Origin of the sequence: Bacillus arachidis (genome assembly GCF_030285945.1) — a bacterium.
Classification (GTDB): Bacteria; Bacillota; Bacilli; order Bacillales; family Bacillaceae_G; genus Bacillus_A; species Bacillus_A arachidis.
Map to the genome: position 1 here is coordinate 1,498,095 of NZ_CP127376.1, position 19,347 is coordinate 1,517,441.

General features: G+C 35.2%; 20 protein-coding genes and 1 riboswitch. Of the genes, 18 read left to right on the plus strand and 2 right to left on the minus strand.

Translation table 11 applies throughout. The annotated features are described in order from the left end of the window. Positions 1-133: 133 nt before the first annotated feature. The 6 genes from QRY57_RS09140 to QRY57_RS09165 all read left to right on the plus strand — a co-directional run bounded on the left by QRY57_RS09140 (position 134) and on the right by QRY57_RS09165 (position 7,453). Positions 134-1,759, plus strand: coding sequence for a cytochrome c biogenesis ResB family protein (locus QRY57_RS09140; protein WP_026591232.1), 1,626 nt, complete (start codon positions 134-136; stop codon positions 1,757-1,759). A gap of 14 nt (positions 1,760-1,773) precedes the next feature. Continuing rightward, positions 1,774-2,931: a c-type cytochrome biogenesis protein CcsB gene (ccsB, locus tag QRY57_RS09145; RefSeq protein ID WP_090691071.1), complete on the plus strand. Its 1,158-nt coding sequence runs from the start codon at positions 1,774-1,776 to the stop codon at positions 2,929-2,931. A 353-nt stretch (positions 2,932-3,284) separates the two neighbouring features. Further along, the gene (resD, locus tag QRY57_RS09150) at positions 3,285-4,001 is read left to right on the plus strand and encodes a DNA-binding response regulator ResD (protein WP_026591230.1); all 717 of its coding nucleotides are present in this window, start codon (positions 3,285-3,287) and stop codon (positions 3,999-4,001) included. Continuing rightward, a complete protein-coding gene (locus QRY57_RS09155; protein WP_090691074.1) occupies positions 4,001-5,776 on the plus strand; it encodes an ATP-binding protein in 1,776 nt (591 codons plus the stop codon). Before resD ends, QRY57_RS09155 begins: the two co-directional genes overlap by 1 nt. 396 nt (positions 5,777-6,172) lie before the next feature. Next, positions 6,173-6,754 (plus strand): cob(I)yrinic acid a,c-diamide adenosyltransferase, encoded by a 582-nt coding sequence (locus tag QRY57_RS09160; RefSeq protein ID WP_286017237.1) that lies wholly within the window; start codon positions 6,173-6,175, stop codon positions 6,752-6,754. Between the two features lie 84 nt (positions 6,755-6,838). After that, complete coding sequence (locus QRY57_RS09165) at positions 6,839-7,453, plus strand: peptidoglycan DD-metalloendopeptidase family protein (RefSeq protein ID WP_286017238.1); 615 nt, start codon at positions 6,839-6,841, stop codon at positions 7,451-7,453. A gap of 28 nt (positions 7,454-7,481) precedes the next feature. On the opposite strand, the gene QRY57_RS09170 is transcribed toward QRY57_RS09165, so the two are convergent. Continuing rightward, positions 7,482-8,168, minus strand: a complete 687-nt coding sequence (locus QRY57_RS09170; protein WP_286017239.1) for a hypothetical protein — start codon at positions 8,166-8,168, stop codon at positions 7,482-7,484. 344 nt (positions 8,169-8,512) lie between these two features. Continuing rightward, positions 8,513-8,650, plus strand: a riboswitch (FMN riboswitch). A gap of 163 nt (positions 8,651-8,813) precedes the next feature. On the opposite strand from QRY57_RS09170, the gene QRY57_RS09175 reads away from it, so the two are divergent. Continuing rightward, complete coding sequence (locus tag QRY57_RS09175; protein WP_026591225.1) at positions 8,814-9,392, plus strand: ECF transporter S component; 579 nt, start codon at positions 8,814-8,816, stop codon at positions 9,390-9,392. A gap of 117 nt (positions 9,393-9,509) precedes the next feature. Here the strand turns inward: QRY57_RS09175 and QRY57_RS09180 are convergent, their stop codons facing one another. After that, complete coding sequence (locus tag QRY57_RS09180) at positions 9,510-9,758, minus strand: ferredoxin (protein WP_003206564.1); 249 nt, start codon at positions 9,756-9,758, stop codon at positions 9,510-9,512. A 319-nt stretch (positions 9,759-10,077) separates the two neighbouring features. Here QRY57_RS09180 and QRY57_RS09185 point away from each other — a divergent pair, with 319 nt between their 5' ends. From QRY57_RS09185 to QRY57_RS09235, 11 genes are all read left to right on the plus strand, one after another. After that, entirely contained in the window at positions 10,078-11,139 is a 1,062-nt protein-coding gene (locus tag QRY57_RS09185; protein ID WP_286017240.1) for a YpbB family protein, read from the plus strand. Then, the gene (locus QRY57_RS09190) at positions 11,129-12,676 is read left to right on the plus strand and encodes a RecQ family ATP-dependent DNA helicase (protein ID WP_286017241.1); all 1,548 of its coding nucleotides are present in this window, start codon (positions 11,129-11,131) and stop codon (positions 12,674-12,676) included. The genes QRY57_RS09185 and QRY57_RS09190 overlap by 11 nt, the downstream gene beginning before the upstream one ends. Then, complete coding sequence (locus tag QRY57_RS09195) at positions 12,657-13,220, plus strand: CPBP family intramembrane glutamic endopeptidase (RefSeq protein WP_286017831.1); 564 nt, start codon at positions 12,657-12,659, stop codon at positions 13,218-13,220. Before QRY57_RS09190 ends, QRY57_RS09195 begins: the two co-directional genes overlap by 20 nt. A gap of 21 nt (positions 13,221-13,241) precedes the next feature. Then, complete coding sequence (locus tag QRY57_RS09200) at positions 13,242-13,736, plus strand: LysM peptidoglycan-binding domain-containing protein (protein ID WP_286017242.1); 495 nt, start codon at positions 13,242-13,244, stop codon at positions 13,734-13,736. A 108-nt stretch (positions 13,737-13,844) separates the two neighbouring features. Then, positions 13,845-14,633: a metallophosphoesterase gene (locus QRY57_RS09205; RefSeq protein WP_208016812.1), complete on the plus strand. Its 789-nt coding sequence runs from the start codon at positions 13,845-13,847 to the stop codon at positions 14,631-14,633. 142 nt (positions 14,634-14,775) lie between these two features. Next, positions 14,776-14,934 carry a hypothetical protein gene (locus QRY57_RS27115; RefSeq protein ID WP_432804069.1) on the plus strand — a complete coding sequence of 53 codons (159 nt, stop codon included), beginning with the start codon at positions 14,776-14,778 and terminating at the stop codon, positions 14,932-14,934. A 91-nt stretch (positions 14,935-15,025) separates the two neighbouring features. After that, positions 15,026-15,628, plus strand: coding sequence for a genetic competence negative regulator (locus QRY57_RS09215; RefSeq protein ID WP_286017243.1), 603 nt, complete (start codon positions 15,026-15,028; stop codon positions 15,626-15,628). A gap of 259 nt (positions 15,629-15,887) precedes the next feature. Next, positions 15,888-17,171 carry an NAD-specific glutamate dehydrogenase gene (gene gudB / locus QRY57_RS09220; protein ID WP_026591218.1) on the plus strand — a complete coding sequence of 428 codons (1,284 nt, stop codon included), beginning with the start codon at positions 15,888-15,890 and terminating at the stop codon, positions 17,169-17,171. A gap of 200 nt (positions 17,172-17,371) precedes the next feature. Next, positions 17,372-17,608, plus strand: coding sequence for a DUF3961 domain-containing protein (locus tag QRY57_RS09225; RefSeq protein WP_170833663.1), 237 nt, complete (start codon positions 17,372-17,374; stop codon positions 17,606-17,608). A gap of 79 nt (positions 17,609-17,687) precedes the next feature. Further along, entirely contained in the window at positions 17,688-18,218 is a 531-nt protein-coding gene (locus tag QRY57_RS09230; protein WP_090691097.1) for a peptidoglycan recognition protein family protein, read from the plus strand. Between the two features lie 112 nt (positions 18,219-18,330). Beyond that, a complete protein-coding gene (locus tag QRY57_RS09235) occupies positions 18,331-19,314 on the plus strand; it encodes a YpdA family putative bacillithiol disulfide reductase (protein WP_286017244.1) in 984 nt (327 codons plus the stop codon). Positions 19,315-19,347: the final 33 nt, after the last annotated feature.

Consider the following 19,347-nt stretch of genomic DNA (forward strand, 5'->3'; position numbering starts at 1 on the left):
AAGTTTTTATATAATGTGATAGTAAGTTTGATAGATGAAGGTGCTTTGCTTCGTCTTAGCGCCTGCTTTGAAAATTCTGAGTATTGAGGTAACTTATGCTTTGACGGTACAATAGAAACAAGAGGCGGTGAGGATGTTGGAACAAATTAAGTGTGAATGTGGGCACGTAAATCCAATAGGCACAATTTTTTGTGAAGCTTGTGGGAAACCTTTTGAAAACAAAGAAGGTACAAGATTATTAGATATGCGATATGAGGGGAGTGCTAGGCGCTCTATTACTCATACAAAAACGATAGTCGATAAAGTTTGGAGTTTTTTTTCTTCTGTCAAAGTAGGGGTATGGCTCATTGTTATCACTCTGTTAGCATCAGCAGTTGGAACTATATTTCCACAAGAAATGTACATACCTCCGGGTGTTACGCCGAGTGAATATTATGAACAGGAATATGGTTTTCTAGGACAACTATATTACCAATTAGGCTTTAATAAGTTATATAGCTCATGGTGGTATATGATTTTAATTGCTTCAATTGGTGTATCACTTGTGATATGTAGTTTAGATCGAGTAATTCCACTTTATAAAGCTTTAAAAAAGCAGGGAGTAAAAAGACACCCAAGTTTTTTAAAGAGACAAAGGTTGTATGGGACAGGTTCTCCGAAAGAGGGGGATCTAGAACAGCTTCAAACTAATTTAAAGAAGAGAAATTATAATGTAAGAGTCGAAGGCGAAAATATTTTAGCGGAAAAAGGAAGATTTTCTCGTTGGGGTCCATATGTGAATCATATTGGTCTTATTATTTTTTTATTTGGAGCAATGCTACGATTTCTTCCAAGTATGTATGTGGATGAATCGCTATGGCTACGTGATGGAGAAACAAAAGAAATACCAGGAACAGATGGGAAATATTATTTGAAGAATGAAAAGTTTATAAAAGAGGTTTATGACAAAGGTAAAGATGATAAAGTATTCAATGATGCAATTGATCGTGTAGGCGATAAAATGATTGCTAAAAACTATCAAACAAATGCCGTATTATATAAAACGGTAGGAGAAAATGTTGCAGGGCAGAAACCAAAGTTAGAAAAGGTAAAAGAAAGTGAAATTAGAGTAAATGAACCACTCAAATTTGATCAGTTTGCTATATACCAACTTGATTTTAAAGAGAATGAGTTTAGTAGCATGTCGTTTACTCTGCAGAAAAAAGATAATAATCAAAAGCGGGGACCTATTAAAGTTAACTTAGAAAATCCAAAAGAAACCTATGATTTAGGGGATGGATATTCTATAAAATTATTAAGTTATTTTCCTGATTTTTATTTTGATGAGAATGGTCAGCCAAATACAAAAACAAAGATTCCAAACAACCCAGCTTTCGTTTTTAAAATGTTTACACCAGAGACGCCAGAAGGAGAAGTGAGTTTTGTAGGTATACAACAAAATATAGAACCTGAAGGAAATAATCAATATAAAATGACCTTTGCAGGAGTAGAAATGAGAAATGCAACAGGGCTTATCGTAAGAAAAGATTTGACACTGTGGATTCTTGGGGTTGGCGGATTTATCTTCATGATTGGTGTGATTCAAGGAATGTATTGGAATCATCGTCGTATCTGGATACAACGTGTTAAAGATGAATGGTGGATTGCTGGCCACACAAATAAAAATTGGTTTGGCTTGCGGAAAGATATTGAAAAAGTACTTGAAGGAACAACAATTCCACAACCATACGACAAAGTAAATGATCAAAAAATTAGTTAAGGTGGGGAGAATATATGGTGCAAATAAGTAGTAATTTCCTATTTGCTGCTTTCATCTTGTATTTAATTGCAACACTGTTCTTCGGGGGAGCAATTAAAGAAAAAGGCCGGAAGTGGGCGAATATAGGTATAACGATAACAATTTTAGGATTTGCCGCTCAGATTGTATACTTTGTAACGAGATGGATCGCTTCAGGGCATGCGCCAGTAAGTAATTTCTTTGAGTTTGGTACATTCTTCGGCATGATGCTTGTTGGTGCTTTTATTGTTATGTATTTCATGTATCGTGTAAGTATAGTGGGATTATTCGCTTTACCAGTGGCACTTTTATTAATCGCATATGCAAGTATGTTTCCGAGAGAAATTTCACCGCTTATTCCGTCGTTGAAAAGTAACTGGCTACATATTCATGTAACAACAGCGGCAGCTGGACAAGCTATTTTAGCAATTAGTTTTATTACAGGTGTCATGTATCTGCTTAAAAATGTAGATCAGTCAAAAAGGACTAAACGAACATTTTGGCTAGAAACAGTTGTGTTTACGCTCGTTTGTACTGTCGGGTTCATAGCGATAACAACAGTTTATTCGGCAACGAAATATGAAGCGACGTTTCAATGGGTGGATAAAAATGAACAAAAAGCCGAGATGAAATATAACCTTCCTGCGCTTGTTGGACCTCATGAAGGGAAGTTAATAACTACCGGAAAACTTGAACCTATCGCAGAAATGCCAGCTATCATTAATGCAAAGAAATTAAATACAGTAATCTGGTCACTACTTATTGGGACGGGATTATATATTGTATTAAGATTAATTTTACGAAAAAGAGTATCAGCCGCACTTCAGCCAGTGGTTAAAAATGTTAACAGTGATTTGCTTGATGAAATTGGATACCGATCTATTGCAATTGGATTCCCAGTCTTTACGTTAGGAGCCTTAATTTTTGCAATGATTTGGGCGCAAATTGCATGGACGCGCTTTTGGGGATGGGATCCAAAAGAGGTATGGGCACTCATTACATGGCTCTTTTACGCTGCTGTTTTACATTTACGGTTATCTAAAGGTTGGCATGGCGAAAAATCGGCATGGCTTGCAGTAATTGGATTTGCTATTATCATGTTTAACTTTATAGCCGTGAATTTAATCATTGCTGGTTTACACTCATATGCGTAAGGTATTATCTCTATTTTAGAAGAGACATACTGTTTAGTTGCACATGATAAAATAGGAAAGTGGTTGTCACTTTCCTATTTTATTTTTGTCAATTTCTTTTCTTTTTTGAGAAAAACATGGCAAAATAAAGGTTGGTTTTGTAAAATGATGTCGAGGCCTAAATGCCCTGGTCAAAAAAAATACATATTTTTGGAAAAGAAATGAACAAACTTTATTATTCTTGTGAAGTATAATTGTTAAAGTGGAAATTTAACACTTTAGAATTGTCTATTATGAGATAAGAGTAAAAACAGTATTATATTGTAGAAAGGTAGGTGTGAACCGTTGTCATGTTTTTGAGGCAGCGGGAAACAATGGAAAATGAACCGAGAATTTTAATTGTGGATGACGAAGATCGTATTCGTCGTTTATTGAAAATGTATTTAGAAAGAGAACAATATACAATCGATGAGGCTGATAATGGTGATACAGCTTTAGAAAAAGCATTACAAAATGACTATGATTTAATCTTATTAGATATCATGATGCCTGGAATAGATGGAATTGAAGTGTGTAAAGGGATTCGTGAGAAAAAAGCAACACCAATTATTATGCTTACAGCTAAAGGTGAAGAAGTAAACAGGGTGCAAGGATTTGAAGTTGGCTCGGATGATTATATCGTAAAGCCGTTTAGTCCACGCGAAGTGGTTCTTCGTGTAAAAGCGGTCCTGCGACGTTCTGTGCCAACAACATTCTTTACACAAGATACAACAACAAAAGATGTTATTGTATTCCCGCATTTAACAATTGATAACGATGCACATCGCGTTACAGCTGATGGTGATGAAGTCAATTTAACACCAAAAGAATATGAATTGTTACTATTTTTAGCGAAGGCTCCTGATAAAGTATTTGATCGTGAGCAATTGTTAAAAGAGGTATGGCAATATGAATTCTTTGGAGATTTACGTACAGTAGATACGCATGTAAAGCGTTTACGAGAAAAATTAAGTAAAAAATCATCTGATGCAGCAAAAATGATCGTAACTGTATGGGGTGTTGGTTATAAGTTTGAGGTTGTGAACGACTGATGCTTTGGAGAAGTGTAGTAGGAAAGCTATGGATGACAATATTGCTTCTTGTTTCATTTGTTCTAGGTTTTGTTTCCATTTTGCTTTCACAGTTTTTTGATAATTACTATATTGAAATGAGTGAAACAAGGCTTACAAAAGTAGCGACAAGCGTTTCGGAATTAATTGAAGAAGGTGCAGACGAAAAGACGATTGAGAATATCGCATATAAGTTTGCCGATCCACTCTCCCGTATTATTGTTGTGAAAGAGGATCGTGAAGCTTCTTCTTCACCGAAACAAGAAGGATTAGTAGATCTTACAATAGAGGACTTGAAAAAAGATAAAGATTTGGCTGCAGTTTTTATAGATAAAAAAGAAAATAAAGAAAAAATAAAAAAAATGTCTGATAACAAAACGAATAAAAATTCCGAAAATGATATTATGATTGTTGGCAAACCACTGCAATCATCAAAGCATAGTGCGGTGTTCGTGTATCAGTCATTGCAAGTTCCGAAACAAGGTATGGAAAAAGCGACAGATTTTATTTTTCTATCAGCGGGAATTGCAATTATTTTAACAACGTTCTTTGCATTTTTCTTATCGACACGAATCACAGCCCCACTTCGTAAAATGCGTGAAGTGGCGTTTGAAGTAGCGCGTGGGAAATTTGATACGAAAGCCCCTATGGTTTCACAAGATGAAATAGGGGAGCTAGCAACGGCCTTAAATCAAATGGGGAAACAATTAAAGTTTAATATTAATGCACTGCAGCAAGAAAAAGAGCAACTTTCTAGTATTTTAAGTAGTATGGCTGACGGGGTTGTAACGCTGAATCAAGAGGGTGAGGTTGTTGTTATCAATCCGCCGGCAGAACATTTTTTACAAGTTTGGCAAGAAGAAAAAGAATTAGAATTAAGTAGGAATTTACCACCTGAACTTGTAGAGTTGTTCCACCTTGTAGTAGAAAGTGAGCAACAGCAAGTTATTGAAATTAACTTACAAAAGGGTAATTACGTTGTCCTTATGACACCGCTATATAATCAAACGAAAATTCGTGGTGCTGTGGCGGTACTTCGAGATATGACAGAAGAACGTCGTCTTGAAAAAATGCGTAAAGATTTTATTGCGAACGTGTCTCATGAATTGCGCACACCGATGGTTATGCTACAAGGGTATAGTGAGGCAATCTTAGATGATGTTGTTCAGTCGAAAGAAGAAATAAACGAGTTTGTACAAATTATTTATGATGAGTCCGTTCGTTTAGGTCGTCTTGTGAATGAACTTTTAGATTTAGCCCGAATGGAAAGTGGTCATGTAGAGCTGCATATATCTGAAGTGGATATTCATCCATTTGTTGAGAAAATTGGGCGGAAATTTCAAGGGATTGCGCAGGATAAAGAAGTGCAGTTAACGGTTGAGTTCCGTAATCCAATTGTAGAGCATCCGTTTGATCCAGATCGTATGGAACAAGTATTAACAAACTTAATTGATAATGCGATTAGACATACAAATGCAGGTGGTCATGTTAAGCTTGTAATTGATACGAAAAATAATGGTTTAGTCTTTGAAGTACAAGATTCAGGTGCTGGTATTCCGAAAGAAGATATTCCGTTCTTGTTTGATCGTTTCTATAAAGCTGATAAAGCAAGAACACGTGGGAAAACAGGTGGGACTGGTCTAGGTCTTGCGATTGCTAAAAACATTGTTCAAGGTCATGATGGGAAAATCTCTATATCAAGTACCGTTGGAGAAGGGACAACATTCTCCGTATATTTACCAGGTCAATCAATATAAATGATATTGTTATGAGTGAATATTGAAGTTCTAGTATTTTTTATTCTTTTTGAGTTTATAATATTTTCTCAATGGAATGAAGAATATTAGAGCTTTTTGTTTTATTGTGCTATTTGTAGATGATAGTCTCTTTATGAAAGTTGATTGAAGGATACATAGAATAAAGAATAAATCCATGTTGATTTGCTGGCATATCAGTCGCGGCTATGAAAATAAAAGGAGATTATTACTTATTTACTCCTGTTGTTTCACATGGCATGGTGCTGAAAAAAGGATTTGACCGTTTCTATACAGGTCGGATGCTCTCTTCCATCAAAAAGAAAGGTTTAGGTCGTTTTTTCAATGTATACTTGCATTTGTGATGGAATAAAAGTTGAAAAGAGAGGTGTAGAATATTTGAAACTATATACAAAAACAGGAGATAAAGGACAAACGAGTATTATTGGTGGGCGAGTTGATAAAGATCATATTCGTGTAGAAGCATATGGAACCATTGATGAGGCGAACTCTTATATTGGATATGCGATGACTATGATTCAAGAAGAACGCTTTCAAGACATATGTGATGAGCTTGAAAAGATTCAGCATGAGTTGTTTGATTGCGGTGGGGATTTAGCAATTGTACAGCAAAAAATACCGTATACAGTAACGGAAGAGATGGTGGTGTATTTAGAAGAACGAATTGATCGCTACATAGAAGAGGCTCCGCCACTAGAGCGTTTTATTTTGCCCGGCGGGAGCCCGGCATCCGCCATGATTCATGTTGCACGTACAGTAACGAGAAGAGCTGAGCGTCATATTGTATCGTTAGGAAAGCAAGAAGAAATAAATGAAATTGTATTGCGATATGTTAATCGATTATCCGATTATCTATTTGCAATTGCTAGAGTGATAAACGCCCGACTTAATGTGAACGACGTCGAATATAAACGAAGTGCAATTGTTTTTCGTAGTAAGGAAGAGGAGGAAGTGGAGTAATTCACTTTCTTTTTTTGTATACTTTTTTCCGAGATATACAACAATAGAGAAAGTGTGACGGTTATTAAAAAATGGAGGATGTATATGAAAGGCTTAAAAATCGTGGTACTTGTCTTTGGATTGTTTTTTAGTTCTCAAGCATATGCTTATGCCGAGGATGGGAGATGGATATGGCCTGTAGACGGAAGAATTAGTGACTATTTTGGAACAAGAAATGGAAAACACTATGGTATTGATATAGCAGCTTCAATCGGTACGCCGGTTGCAGCGATTCGAGGTGGAACGGTAACAAAATCCTATTTTTCCAATAGTTATGGACATGTAGTGTTTATTAAACATGGAGAATATGAGGCTGTGTACGCTCATCTAAATAAGAGATATGTATTTCAAGGAGATCAGATTGCAAGAGGTGAGATAATTGGTGAAGTGGGAAACACAGGTGAATCACGCGGGGCACATCTGCATTTAGAAGTTCATAAAGGTACTTGGACATTTGGGAAAAGAAACGCAATGAATCCATTGCTTGTTTTAAATGAAGAAAGAGATCAAGTAGCCTCAGTATCAATGTATATTGTACAAAAAGGGGATACATTGGTCAGTATCGCACGGAAGTTTGGCATGACTGTTCATGAGATAAAAGTGAAAAACACACTGCAACAAGATAAAATTTATCCAAATCAAAAGTTATATATGAATTAAAAAAGAGCTAGCAAAACTAGCTCCTTTTTTACCAAAAAATAAAGACACATATAAATCCGGAAATGACTAAATAGCTATAATAATAAAAGACCTTTGTCCTCGTTTTTTCCTTCGTTCGAAATAATACAATAGTTGGTTCGATTAGTCCAATTGTAAAGCAAAGTAGACCAAGGAGCATACAACCGATAGAAAAAGAATACAAGGCAACTTGTATTTTGTGGAATGGAATAATCCATTTTAATAAAAATGCAATAAGTACGGTATAACATATGCTACCAATGTATTTGTTTAAAGTTGTATTAGAACGAAAACCAGGAAGCTTTTTCAAAAAGGATCGGGAAACAACTTCTGTCTGTAAAGAAGTATGCTCTTCTATTATTTTTTGTGCTTCTTTTCCTTTATGAAAGAGAGAAAGAATCCAATTACGCTTTCCTTGGAAAATAAATTGCGATGTTGTTAAATAGTGATCAATTTTCACTTTATCCCAACTGCTCCATGGATGACGCTCACATAGCTTTAGTTTACTTTCTGTTGTTTTATCATACTGATAAACACTAATTCCTTCTTCATCAAAAGTAGCATAGTATGTTTCTCTTGAAAGTGCGCCTAAATCAATTGGACAGTAGAAAAGTAACTCCTTTTTTAAATAAAAGTATTCTTTTCTAAGGTTTTTTTTCATCGTTTCTTGAATAGAGTGTCTTTTTTCTTTTTTCATGACATTTCCTCCGTATTAAGAAAATGCTCTTATCTTAACAATTCAACATCTTATCATTTTTCTGTATAGATGACTAGGGAGTAGCGTAGGAAAAAGTCGGATTGTAAAAAATATGGTTTAAGTTGTCAAATAATTCGACGGATGCTTTATCCTAAAATTTGTAGGCAGTAAGGCTCGATTGGTAAGGGTTAATAATCAGTAGGATGAAGAATAAACCTACTGAGTAAATTCTCACTTTATATGGTCTTCAAAATAAAAAATACACTTACTATTTGTAAGTTATAAACGTTTTTGTTCACAATTGTATGATGTTGTTGTATAATAGTGAAGAAAATAGAATATCGGTCTATCTTCGGGGCAGGGTGAAAATCCCGACCGGCGGTGATGAACAGTTGTTTTTCGTTCTAAGCCCGCGAGCCGTTAAGGCAGGATTTGGTGAGATTCCAAAGCCGACAGTACAGTCTGGATGGGAGAAGATGGAGGTTCAAGCGTTCAAAAAAGATAGTTCTTTGAACGTCTGTTTGATGTGCCTAAAAATTCTCCCTTTGTGTAAAACACAAAGGGTTTTTTCATGAGATGAAAAAATAGGCATAGCAGAACCTTTCCACTTTCCATGAGATGATCGATGGAAAAGGAGAGAGAAGGATGAAACAAAAAAACAGTGTAGTACAAATGGTGAGCGTAGCAATGCTTAGTAGTATTGCATACTTACTTATAATGTTGGATTTCCCATTTCCAGGACTTCCGCCGTTTTTAAAAATTGACTTTAGTGATGTGCCAGCTTTAATTGCAGCGATTATTTTTAGTCCGATTGCAGGTGTAATTGTAGAAGCAATAAAAAATATTCTTCACTACGGAATTCAGGGGAGTTTAACGGGGGTTCCAGTTGGAGAAATAGCGAACTTTATTGCGGGATGTTTATTTATTGGACCAGCAGCTTTCTTATTCCGAAAGTATCGTACAGTAAAAAGCTTAACAACAGGGTTAATGTTAGGGACGGTTACAATGGCGGTAATTATGAGTGTGTTAAATTATTTTATCATTTTACCAGCTTACACTTGGTTTTTAAATCAGCCTGCTATGTCTAGTAGTGGTATGCGACAAATGATTGTAGCGGCAATTCTACCATTTAATTTAATTAAGGGAATTGTTGTAACAGTTGTATTTGTAGCACTGTTTTCACGTTTGAAAGTGTGGGTATTTGCAAAAATGAAAAATGCATAGAAACTTTAGCCATCAGCGGGAGCGTACCGCTGATGGTCTTTTTATTTGTGAGTTAGATGAATAACAAAAAATCCCCCTCATTTTATGAGGGGGGATTTTTTGAAGTTAATAAAAAGACTATTCGAATTTTAAAGCGTCGCCATCGAATGATTCGTCAGCAACTTTAATTGAGTCAGTTGGGCAACCTTCAAATGCGTCCATCATGTCATCAATTAATACATCTGGAATTTCAACGATACCTTGGTTATCATCTAATGTTACAAATGCAATACCTTCATCATCGTAGTCATAAATATCTGGTGCAGCAGCTCCACAAGCTCCGCATGCGATGCAAGTGTCTTTATCAACGATTGTATATTTTGCCATATTTTTTTCCCTCCTGATAATATGTATGTGAAAATAGTCGCCATAAAAATTATAACCTTATTGTAAAACGGTTTTTCGAACTTTTCAACATAAAATTATAATGATAATGCTTATCAATTAGAGTGTCAACTTATTTTTGATTTATTTCACAAGATTTTCAAAATGCCTAAATGGTGTACAGTTTGATACAATAGACAATATAAAGTAAAGCTTCCATCAATGGAAGCTTTTCATCCCTAGCTGATGGGGAACCTTCACCAATTAGGCTGTTACTGTCAGCGCATAACAAGATAAATGTAATTGAAAGGTGGAAGCGGTGATGCAGTTACAATATACTTTATTGTATTGTATAAAACAATTAGATGGTGAACGAACTGTTTCTTCCATTTATCACCTTTTAAAAGGAAAACGTTCTTCACAAACGTTACAAGACGGAAATATATTTCACATTTCTTTTTTATTTGGAATATACAAATCATTACAACGTTCTGATTATGATCAGGAAATTGAAAATGTATTACATAAGGGCTGGATCCAAATTGTAAATGAAAATACATACATATTAACTAATGCTGGGAAGAACCAACTAGGAATTTTGGGAAAAACACTTCCTTTTCCGCAGTATTTACACGGTTTGAACTATGGAGATATTGGTGAAATCTTTTGGAAACGACTTTCATTAATTATCCAAACTGTGTCAAACTTACAACAACAGAATGCGAAATTTCTTCCAATTCAACAAGATACAGAGGTAATGATGTGGGTCAAGCAGTTTCTCACCAAGATACCATATGCAAGAAGTAAACTTGCGGAAGGTTTATGGAAAGAGGTACATATGCTGTTGAAAGATACCTTGCCAATAGAAGCAACAATTTTTACATATCGACTAACAGGATATGAACGAATTGGATATACAGTAAAACAACTTGCAGAAATTACAAACCAAGATGTATTTCGTGTATATCTTTTATTTTGGGGTACCATTCATTTCTTTATTCAATCCGTTCGAGATAATGAAAAAGATTTTCCATTATTAACAAAGATTATTTCTTATCCGAATGAAAGGGCAGATTTGTTTAGTTTATCAACAAAGAAAACATATCAGCTTTGGAGACAAGGGCGTTCTTTAGACGAGATTGCAACAATTAGAAATTTAAAGGTTGCAACAATAGAAGATCATTTTGTTGAAATTGCATTAAGAGAAAGAGACTTTTCTATTGAAATATTTATGGAAAAAAATAAAATCAAGCATGTACAGCGCATTATTGAGACATTGCAAACACGTAAGTTACGTGTATTAAAGCAAGCTGTAGGAGAAGAGATTTCTTATTTTGAGATCCGTCTTGTGTTAGCGCAAATGGAGGTTGTAAATGAGTCTTGAGGATTATCTGTATAAGTGGTTTGGTTATAGCGAATTTCGGCCTGGGCAGAAAGAAGTGATTGCAGATTTATTGCAAGGAAAAGATGTTGTAGCGATGCTTCCAACTGGAAGAGGAAAATCAATGTGTTACCAGCTGCCTGGTCTGATGCAAGATGGAACAGTACTAATTGTTTCTCCATTACTGTCCTTAATGGAAGATCAGGTAGCACAGCTGAAATATGTAGTAAAGAATCATGTGATTGCGCTTAATAGTTTTCGCACATTAAACGAAAAAAAGGAAGCGCTAAGGAAATTATCTACTTATAAATTTGTCTTTGTCTCACCTGAAATGTTGCAATCTGAAGTAATAGTAAGAGAACTAAGAAGGATTCATATTTCGCTATTTGTCGTAGATGAAGCACATTGTATTTCCCAATGGGGTTATGATTTTCGAACGGACTATAAAAAACTAGATCAAGTTATAGTGGCTATTGGACATCCTCCGGTATTAGCATTAACAGCTACTGCAACAAAAGAAGTATTACAAGATATTATAAAAACTTTAAAACTTACGAATGTAGCAGAGCATTTGTATTCGATTGATCGCCCCAATATTGCAATGGAAGTACAATTTGTACAAACGATAGAGGAAAAAAAGGAAGCACTTCTCACTCAAGTGATTAATTTACAAGGACCAGGAATCATTTATTGCTCTAGCAGGGCTTGGACGGAGCGCTTAACAGAATATTTAGGGAGTAAAGGTATAGCGGATGTTGCATTTTATCATGGTGGAATGGAACATGAAGAGCGAATGCTAATTCAACAGCAATTTATGAATGATCAACTGCAACTTGTTATATGTACAAGTGCATTTGGTATGGGGGTAAACAAGCCAAATACAAGGTATATTATTCATTTTCATTATCCAACAAATATTGCTTCTTATTTGCAAGAGATTGGTAGGGCGGGAAGAGATGAAGAGGCCAGTATTGCGATTCTACTTTGTAGTCCAATGGATCATGATCTACCAGTTTCTATTATTGAGGATGAATTACCAAATAAACAGCAAATTCAATTTTTGTTTTCCTTACTACAAGAAAAGATGTACCAAACGAAAGTCTTGCCAATAGAAGATGTGAAAGAAATTTGTTATAATGCTGCAAGGTTTAGCGAACAACATTGGCGTTTTGTACGATATCATTTAGAAAAGATGAAAATCATACAAGGGAAGAAGCTCATTATGGAATCCTTGTCAGATGAGATAATGAAAAGATTAATGTTAGAAGTGGAAGGGCGTCTTCGGAATAAATATAGTCAATTAGAAAATATGAAATCCTGGATACAGTTTAAAGGGTGTAGACGAGAAAAAATGCTACAGCAATTTGGTTATAGGAAGGAATTTGAGATAAAAAACTGTTGTGACTATTGTGGTATTTCAAAAGAAGAGTATAAAAAAAGACGAGCAAGACAACCAATTTTCGACTATAATTGGGAAGCAGAGTTACAGTTGCTCTTTGGTATGAGAGAACGGAGGAATGATGAACATTCAAAGGCGTAGTATTGAAGACATAGGTCCGAAAGAAATACGGCTTAATCTCTATATAACACAATTAATAATTATAGGTGTTGGCTGCGCGTTGGCCTATATACTATTTCCAAATAGGAATGAATTTTATGATTTGTGGAAATGGGATCCTGTTTCCATTTTCGTAATAGGCAGTGTGGTTGCAGGCGGTGTTGTCCTACTTGATTATATTGCAATGCAAATACTACCAGAATCCTGGTTTGATGATGGTGGAATTAATGATCGAATGTTCAAAGGAATTTCTGTAATACAATTATTCGTTATTACGTTTGTTATTGGCTTTGCTGAAGAGTTTTTATTTCGAGGGGTATTGCAGACTCATTTTGGACTTGTAATTGCAAGTGTTATTTTTGCTGTGTTACATGTTCGGTATGTGAAGAAGCCATTTTTATTTTGCTTTGTATGTATGATCAGTTTTGTGTTTGGGTATGTGTTTCAATGGACAGGAAATTTGTTTATAACAATCTTTGCACATTTTCTTGTTGATTTTATAATGGGTCTTCAATTAAGGAGATAAATGGAAGGTGGGGTGAACAGCATGAGAAAACAAATTCCTGATTTTGAAGAAGAACTTGAAGAAACGTTAGAAGACGAGCAGACGGAAGAAGGTTTACCGCCGCGAAGTGAAATTCATCAAAATAAAGAAAAGAAAAAATCTAAATTTAAGATTAACCATTTTTTTGTTCGGGTTTTAACATTTCTATTTATTTTATTGCCACTTAGTATTTTATGGTATACGGATAAGTATATCGAGGTAAAAAGTGCAAAAGAGAATAATGCCCCTGGAAAAAATGCATTTGATGTGATTTTTTTCGATTCAAATAAACATGGAGAAGGAGAAAAGAAGCACTCAGAAAAATTTGAAACGCATATTGTAAAGAAAGGCGAGACATTCGAAAGTATTGGGAAACAGTATTTTCCGAATAAAGATGGGGCTACAATCATTAAAAATTATAATAATATACAAGATAATCAGTTAGAAGTGGGAAAAGAATTAAAAATTCCTATTAAAGAAAAGAACGGGAAAGAATAGAGGTAAAACAGTTTTAATATGAGTGAATTGAAAAAATGAATGAAGCATTCAATTTTATAGCAATATGATTTAAAGAGATTCTATTACATTTTGTTGAGAGGGAAGTATATGGTATGGATTTTAGGTGGTATGTTCATATGTATAGGCTTTATTTGTCTTTTTATGATGTATAGAGAAGCATTACGTGATACATTGCTAGAACACACTTTATCATTTATGAATTTCCCAGAAAGCTTTGGAAAAGTTAGGATATTCTTTATTTCAGACATTCATAGGAGAGTTGTTTCTCCTTCTTTAATTGAAAATGTAAAAGGAAAAGCTGATCTTGTTATTATTGGTGGGGATTTAGCAGAGAAAGGTGTATCGTTATCACAAATTGCGGCTAATGTTCAAACGTTAAGTGAAATTGGTCCCGTATATTTTGTATGGGGAAATAACGATTATGAAATTGACTATCATGAATTAGATGCGTTATTACTAGAACATGGTGTCAAAATTTTAGATAATACAAGAGTACTATTTGAATCAGATTGTGGCGACAAGCTTTGTCTATTAGGAGTGGATGATGTTGGATTAGAAAGGGATCGTTTAGACTTGGCGCTAGCAGATTGTCAAGAAAATGGCTTTCGTATTCTTATTAGCCACAATCCTGATATTGTGAACAAAATGTCTGGACAAGAACAAATTTCGCTCGTATTAAGTGGTCATACACATGGAGGACAAATTCGTATATTTCATTCTAAACGTTATTTAAAAGGTGGTGTGTATGAGTATCCGAATACAACTTTGTTTGTGAGTAACGGATATGGAACGACATTTATACCGCTACGTTTTCGGGCTCCATCTCAAACGCACTTAATTACGTTGCAAGGGGAAATTAGGAGATGCTCGGTTTAAAGGATAGAACATACGCCAACTTTAAAAGGGAAATATAAAAGTTGTTTCGAATATGCACGGAATTCAGCCAAGTACGCTGTGAGCTTGGGAGAGGTCATATCATATTATCGGTCAAGCAGTCCAGCTATCAGAGAACAATCGGTTGCAAAATCATAATTTAGTTGAGATGGCGTACAGTCAAGAAGTGTTTTTAGTAGACGATATCCTACAGTATTTGCTAGAATTTGATGAAATACATGCCCGTGAATTATTAAACGAGGCATTTGTTATTTATACAATAAAAAATGAAATAGGTGGTTAAAACTGTCGGAATAGTTGTTCGAAAAGAACCATCTATTTTCTATTTCATATAATAAAAATTAGATACAATGGTTACGTAGGGAGGTTACAAGATGAGGCTGGAACGTTTGAATTATAATAAAATCAAAATTTTCATAACGTTTGATGATTTATCTGAGCGAGGGTTGACGAAGGAGGATTTGTGGAAAAATGCTCCAAAAGTGCAACAGTTATTTCGCGATATGATGCAAGAAGCAAATAAAGAACTTGGGTTTGAAGCAGATGGTCCAATTGCAGTTGAAGTATTTTCTTTACAGGCGCAAGGAATGGTTGTGATTGTTACAAAAGAAAATCATGAAACAGATACAGAAGATGAGTTTAGTGATGAGTATATTGAGATGCAAGTAACTCTAGATGAGAGTGAACATATATTATATGAATTTGCAACGTTTGAAGATGTGATTACTTTGGCAAAACGTTTGTATCATCTCGGAGTAACCGGAGGCAAACTTTACACATGGGATGGACGTTTTTATCTTTGGATGGAAGAGGAAACACCATTATTAAAGGCAGATATCATTGCGATTTTAGCGGAATATGGTAATTCTTCAACGGTGACAATTTATCGCATTATGGAATATGGAAAAGAGTTAATGGATTCTCAAGCAATTCAGCAAATATACAAGTATTTTGTCTCAAAACAAAACCTCAGCTAATATAAATAGCTTGAGGTTTTATTAGTATTTTGTGATATTGGAGAGACTAAAATACAGTATGGTATAAAAAACATTTAAATATTTAAGTATTTTACTTTTCTAAAAGCAATAAAAGGACTATAATAATAGTGAAAACGCTTGCAACAAAAAATAGTTTGTATACATTTGTTAGCGTTTTCTATTGCATTCCAAATTTAACGGTGTATACTAGGCAATGAAGGTTTACTAAACAAGTGAAATTACAGGGGGTTTACTTACTATGGTAGCCGAAAAGGGAGCTCAAACACAAACACAACAGAGGGAACAACATTTTGAATTATTAAATTCAACACAAATTGTTATTAATGAAGCCCTAGAAAAGTTGGGTTATCCAAACGAGGTATATGAATTACTTAAAGAACCAATTCGTATGATGACAGTGAAAATTCCAGTTCGTATGGATGACGGGACTGTTAAAATATTTACAGGATATCGCGCGCAGCACAATGATGCTGTTGGTCCAACGAAAGGTGGAATTCGCTTCCATCCAAACGTAACAGAAAACGAAGTGAAAGCACTTTCTATTTGGATGAGTTTAAAATGTGGTATTGTAGATTTACCATACGGTGGAGGTAAAGGTGGTATCGTTTGTGATCCGCGAGAAATGTCTTTCCGTGAATTAGAAAGATTAAGTCGTGGGTATGTACGAGCAATTAGCCAGATTGTTGGTCCAACAAAAGATATTCCTGCTCCAGATGTATTTACAAACTCGCAAATTATGGCATGGATGATGGATGAATATAGCCGCATCGATGAATTTAATTCACCTGGATTTATTACAGGTAAACCGCTTGTATTAGGTGGATCTCATGGGCGTGAAACAGCGACTGCGAAAGGTGTAACAATCTGTATTCGCGAAGCTGCGAAAAAACGTGGCATCGAAATTAAGGGCGCTCGCGTTGTTGTTCAAGGATTTGGGAACGCGGGTAGTTTCCTAGCTAAATTTATGCATGATGCTGGTGCGAAAGTAATTGCAATTTCTGATGCTTACGGTGCATTACATGATCCAAATGGATTGGACATCGACTACTTGCTAGATCGCCGCGACAGCTTCGGAACGGTAACGAAATTGTTTAATAATACAATTTCAAACAAAGAGCTGTTAGAACTTGATTGTGATATTTTAGTTCCAGCTGCAATTGAGAACCAAATTACAGAAGAGAACGCTGCAGATATTAAAGCGAAAATTGTTGTAGAAGCAGCAAATGGTCCAACTACATTAGAAGCAACTAAGATTTTAACAGAACGTGGTATTTTACTTGTTCCTGACGTATTAGCAAGTGCTGGTGGTGTTACTGTATCATACTTCGAATGGGTACAAAATAACCAAGGTTACTACTGGTCAGAAGAAGAAGTAGAACAACGTTTAGAAAAAGTAATGGTAAGATCATTCGATTCTATTTATGAAACATCACAAGTTCGTAAAGTGAACATGCGTTTAGCAGCGTATATGGTTGGTGTACGCAAAATGGCAGAAGCTAGCCGCTTTAGAGGTTGGGTATAATAGAACAGAAAGTTTAGAGAGAACGTGGTTTCCTTTTGAGGGAACCACGTTTTTTATTGAAATATATAATAGGGATTAAAATATTATTTTCAAAATGGATGTACGATTATAAAAAATAAAAAAGAACACTTGTTCCTACAGAACATTTGTGCTATAATTCCCTTAGATAAACAAAACGGAAACAAAATAAGGAGAGATAAATAATGAAAATGATAGCAGACCAAAGACTTATGATGCCAACAGATGTTATGAAACGGGTAGAGGTTTTACGAAAAAAAGATGTGAAACGTTCATCTTTGTTACAATCTGTGAATAAATTTTTCGGTTTAGATACTAAAGAAGATCGTGTTTGGTTTTATGGGTTTTATGGAACAGCTGTAAGTATTTTATTATTTATGGTGTTTACTTCAAACATTTTTGATTTTCTCTTTGCGTAAAGAAATGTGCTATATAGATATTGAGGTCGAATACATATATAAGGAAGAAAGGTAATTTTCTAGAGCGGAGTTGATAGACATGGTTATGTTCCCTATAGAGCGGAATTATATTGGGTACGGAAGCTCACGGCCAGGAATTCGCCTTTCGAAGGTGAAATTTATTGTAAGTCATGATACGGGGAATCCTGGGAGCAACGCGATAGGAAATCGTGATTACTTTAACGAAGTACAACCAAAGGCATCGGCGCATACTTTTGTAGATGATAGGACTATTTTAGAAATTATCCCAATTGATGAGGTAGCGTATCACGTAAGATATAGTGTACCAACGGATAATGATTTGTTTGGTTATGATGCGAACAAAGCAGCGATTGGTGTTGAAATGTGTTATGGGGGTAATGTTAATTTTTGGGATTCTTACACGCGGTTTACATGGTACCATGCCTATTTATGTCATACATTCAATCTAAATCCTAAAAAGGATATTGTATCTCATAAAACACTTGATCCTACGAGAAAAATTGATCCAGAAAATGTATTAGGGCAACAAGGAATAAGTTTTAGACAGTTTTTAGCGGACGTCTATCGAATGTACGTATCGTATAGATGACAAATATATGAAAAATGAATACAATGAAGATAGGTGCCTACTGCTGAAAGTAGGTTTTTTCTTGTTTTATAATAAATAGAGATTGAAGCAGAAGACTAGGAGTGAACCGGGTATGCAAAAAGAAACAGCTATTATAATCGGGGGCGGACCGTGTGGATTAGCAGCAGCGATTTCACTGCAGCAAGAGGGAATCAATCCACTAGTAATTGAAAAAGGAAATATTGTGAATGCAATTTATCATTATCCAACTCACCAAACTTTTTTTTCTTCTAGTGAAAAACTAGAAATTGGTGATGTTGCTTTTATTACAGAAAATCGTAAGCCAGTTCGTAATCAAGCGCTTGCTTATTATCGCGAAGTGGTAAAGCGTAAAGGAGTACGGGTAAATGCCTTTGAACGCGTAGAACAAGTGCGAAAAGATGGGAACTTTTTTAGAGTAAATACGACGAAGCGTGATGGGAACAAGGAGATATATACCGCAAAATATATTGTAGTGGCAACAGGGTATTATGATAATCCAAACTATATGAACGTTCCTGGAGAAAACTTAGATAAAGTTTCCCATTATTTTAAAGAGGCGCATCCATATTTTGATCGTGATGTAGTTGTAATAGGAGGGAAAAACTCAAGTATAGATGCAGCGCTAGAACTTGTAAAAGCTGGAGCGCGTGTAACGGTGTTGTATCGTGGGGGGGAATATTCACCGAGTATTAAGCCGTGGATATTACCTGAATTTGAAGCATTAGTACGTAATGGTACAATTCAAATGCAGTTCCATGCTCACGTGAAAGAAATTACCGAACATACACTTACGTATACAAGTAAAGGAGAGGCATTTACAATTCAAAATGATTTTGTATTTGCGATGACGGGATACCACCCAGATCATAGTTTCCTAACAAAAATGGGAGTAGAAATTGATAAAGAAACAGGGCGTCCGATATTTACAGAAGAAACAATGGAAACGAATGTTGAGAATATCTTTATTGCGGGTGTTATTGCAGCTGGCAATAATGCAAATGAAATTTTTATTGAGAATGGAAGATTTCATGGTGGAGCAATTACACAAACAGTTGTATCAAGAGAACAAAAATAAGCTGTCGAATTTGAAGTGACCCCTAAAAGTTAG

Bases quoted from the DNA above. Each gene is read 5' to 3' on its own strand.
- QRY57_RS09140 (WP_026591232.1), top strand. From the start codon at position 134: ATGTTGGAACAAATTAAGTGTGAATGTGGGCACGTAAATCCAATAGGC.
- ccsB (WP_090691071.1), top strand. From the start codon at position 1,774: ATGGTGCAAATAAGTAGTAATTTCCTATTTGCTGCTTTCATCTTGTAT.
- resD (WP_026591230.1), top strand. From the start codon at position 3,285: ATGGAAAATGAACCGAGAATTTTAATTGTGGATGACGAAGATCGTATT.
- QRY57_RS09155 (WP_090691074.1), top strand. From the start codon at position 4,001: ATGCTTTGGAGAAGTGTAGTAGGAAAGCTATGGATGACAATATTGCTT.
- QRY57_RS09165 (WP_286017238.1), top strand. From the start codon at position 6,839: ATGAAAGGCTTAAAAATCGTGGTACTTGTCTTTGGATTGTTTTTTAGT.
- QRY57_RS09170 (WP_286017239.1), bottom strand. From the start codon at position 8,168: ATGAAAAAAGAAAAAAGACACTCTATTCAAGAAACGATGAAAAAAAAC.
- QRY57_RS09175 (WP_026591225.1), top strand. From the start codon at position 8,814: ATGAAACAAAAAAACAGTGTAGTACAAATGGTGAGCGTAGCAATGCTT.
- QRY57_RS09180 (WP_003206564.1), bottom strand. From the start codon at position 9,758: ATGGCAAAATATACAATCGTTGATAAAGACACTTGCATCGCATGCGGA.
- QRY57_RS09185 (WP_286017240.1), top strand. From the start codon at position 10,078: ATGCAGTTACAATATACTTTATTGTATTGTATAAAACAATTAGATGGT.
- QRY57_RS09190 (WP_286017241.1), top strand. From the start codon at position 11,129: ATGAGTCTTGAGGATTATCTGTATAAGTGGTTTGGTTATAGCGAATTT.
- QRY57_RS09195 (WP_286017831.1), top strand. From the start codon at position 12,657: ATGAACATTCAAAGGCGTAGTATTGAAGACATAGGTCCGAAAGAAATA.
- QRY57_RS09200 (WP_286017242.1), top strand. From the start codon at position 13,242: ATGAGAAAACAAATTCCTGATTTTGAAGAAGAACTTGAAGAAACGTTA.
- QRY57_RS09205 (WP_208016812.1), top strand. From the start codon at position 13,845: ATGGTATGGATTTTAGGTGGTATGTTCATATGTATAGGCTTTATTTGT.
- QRY57_RS09215 (WP_286017243.1), top strand. From the start codon at position 15,026: ATGAGGCTGGAACGTTTGAATTATAATAAAATCAAAATTTTCATAACG.
- gudB (WP_026591218.1), top strand. From the start codon at position 15,888: ATGGTAGCCGAAAAGGGAGCTCAAACACAAACACAACAGAGGGAACAA.
- QRY57_RS09230 (WP_090691097.1), top strand. From the start codon at position 17,688: ATGGTTATGTTCCCTATAGAGCGGAATTATATTGGGTACGGAAGCTCA.
- QRY57_RS09235 (WP_286017244.1), top strand. From the start codon at position 18,331: ATGCAAAAAGAAACAGCTATTATAATCGGGGGCGGACCGTGTGGATTA.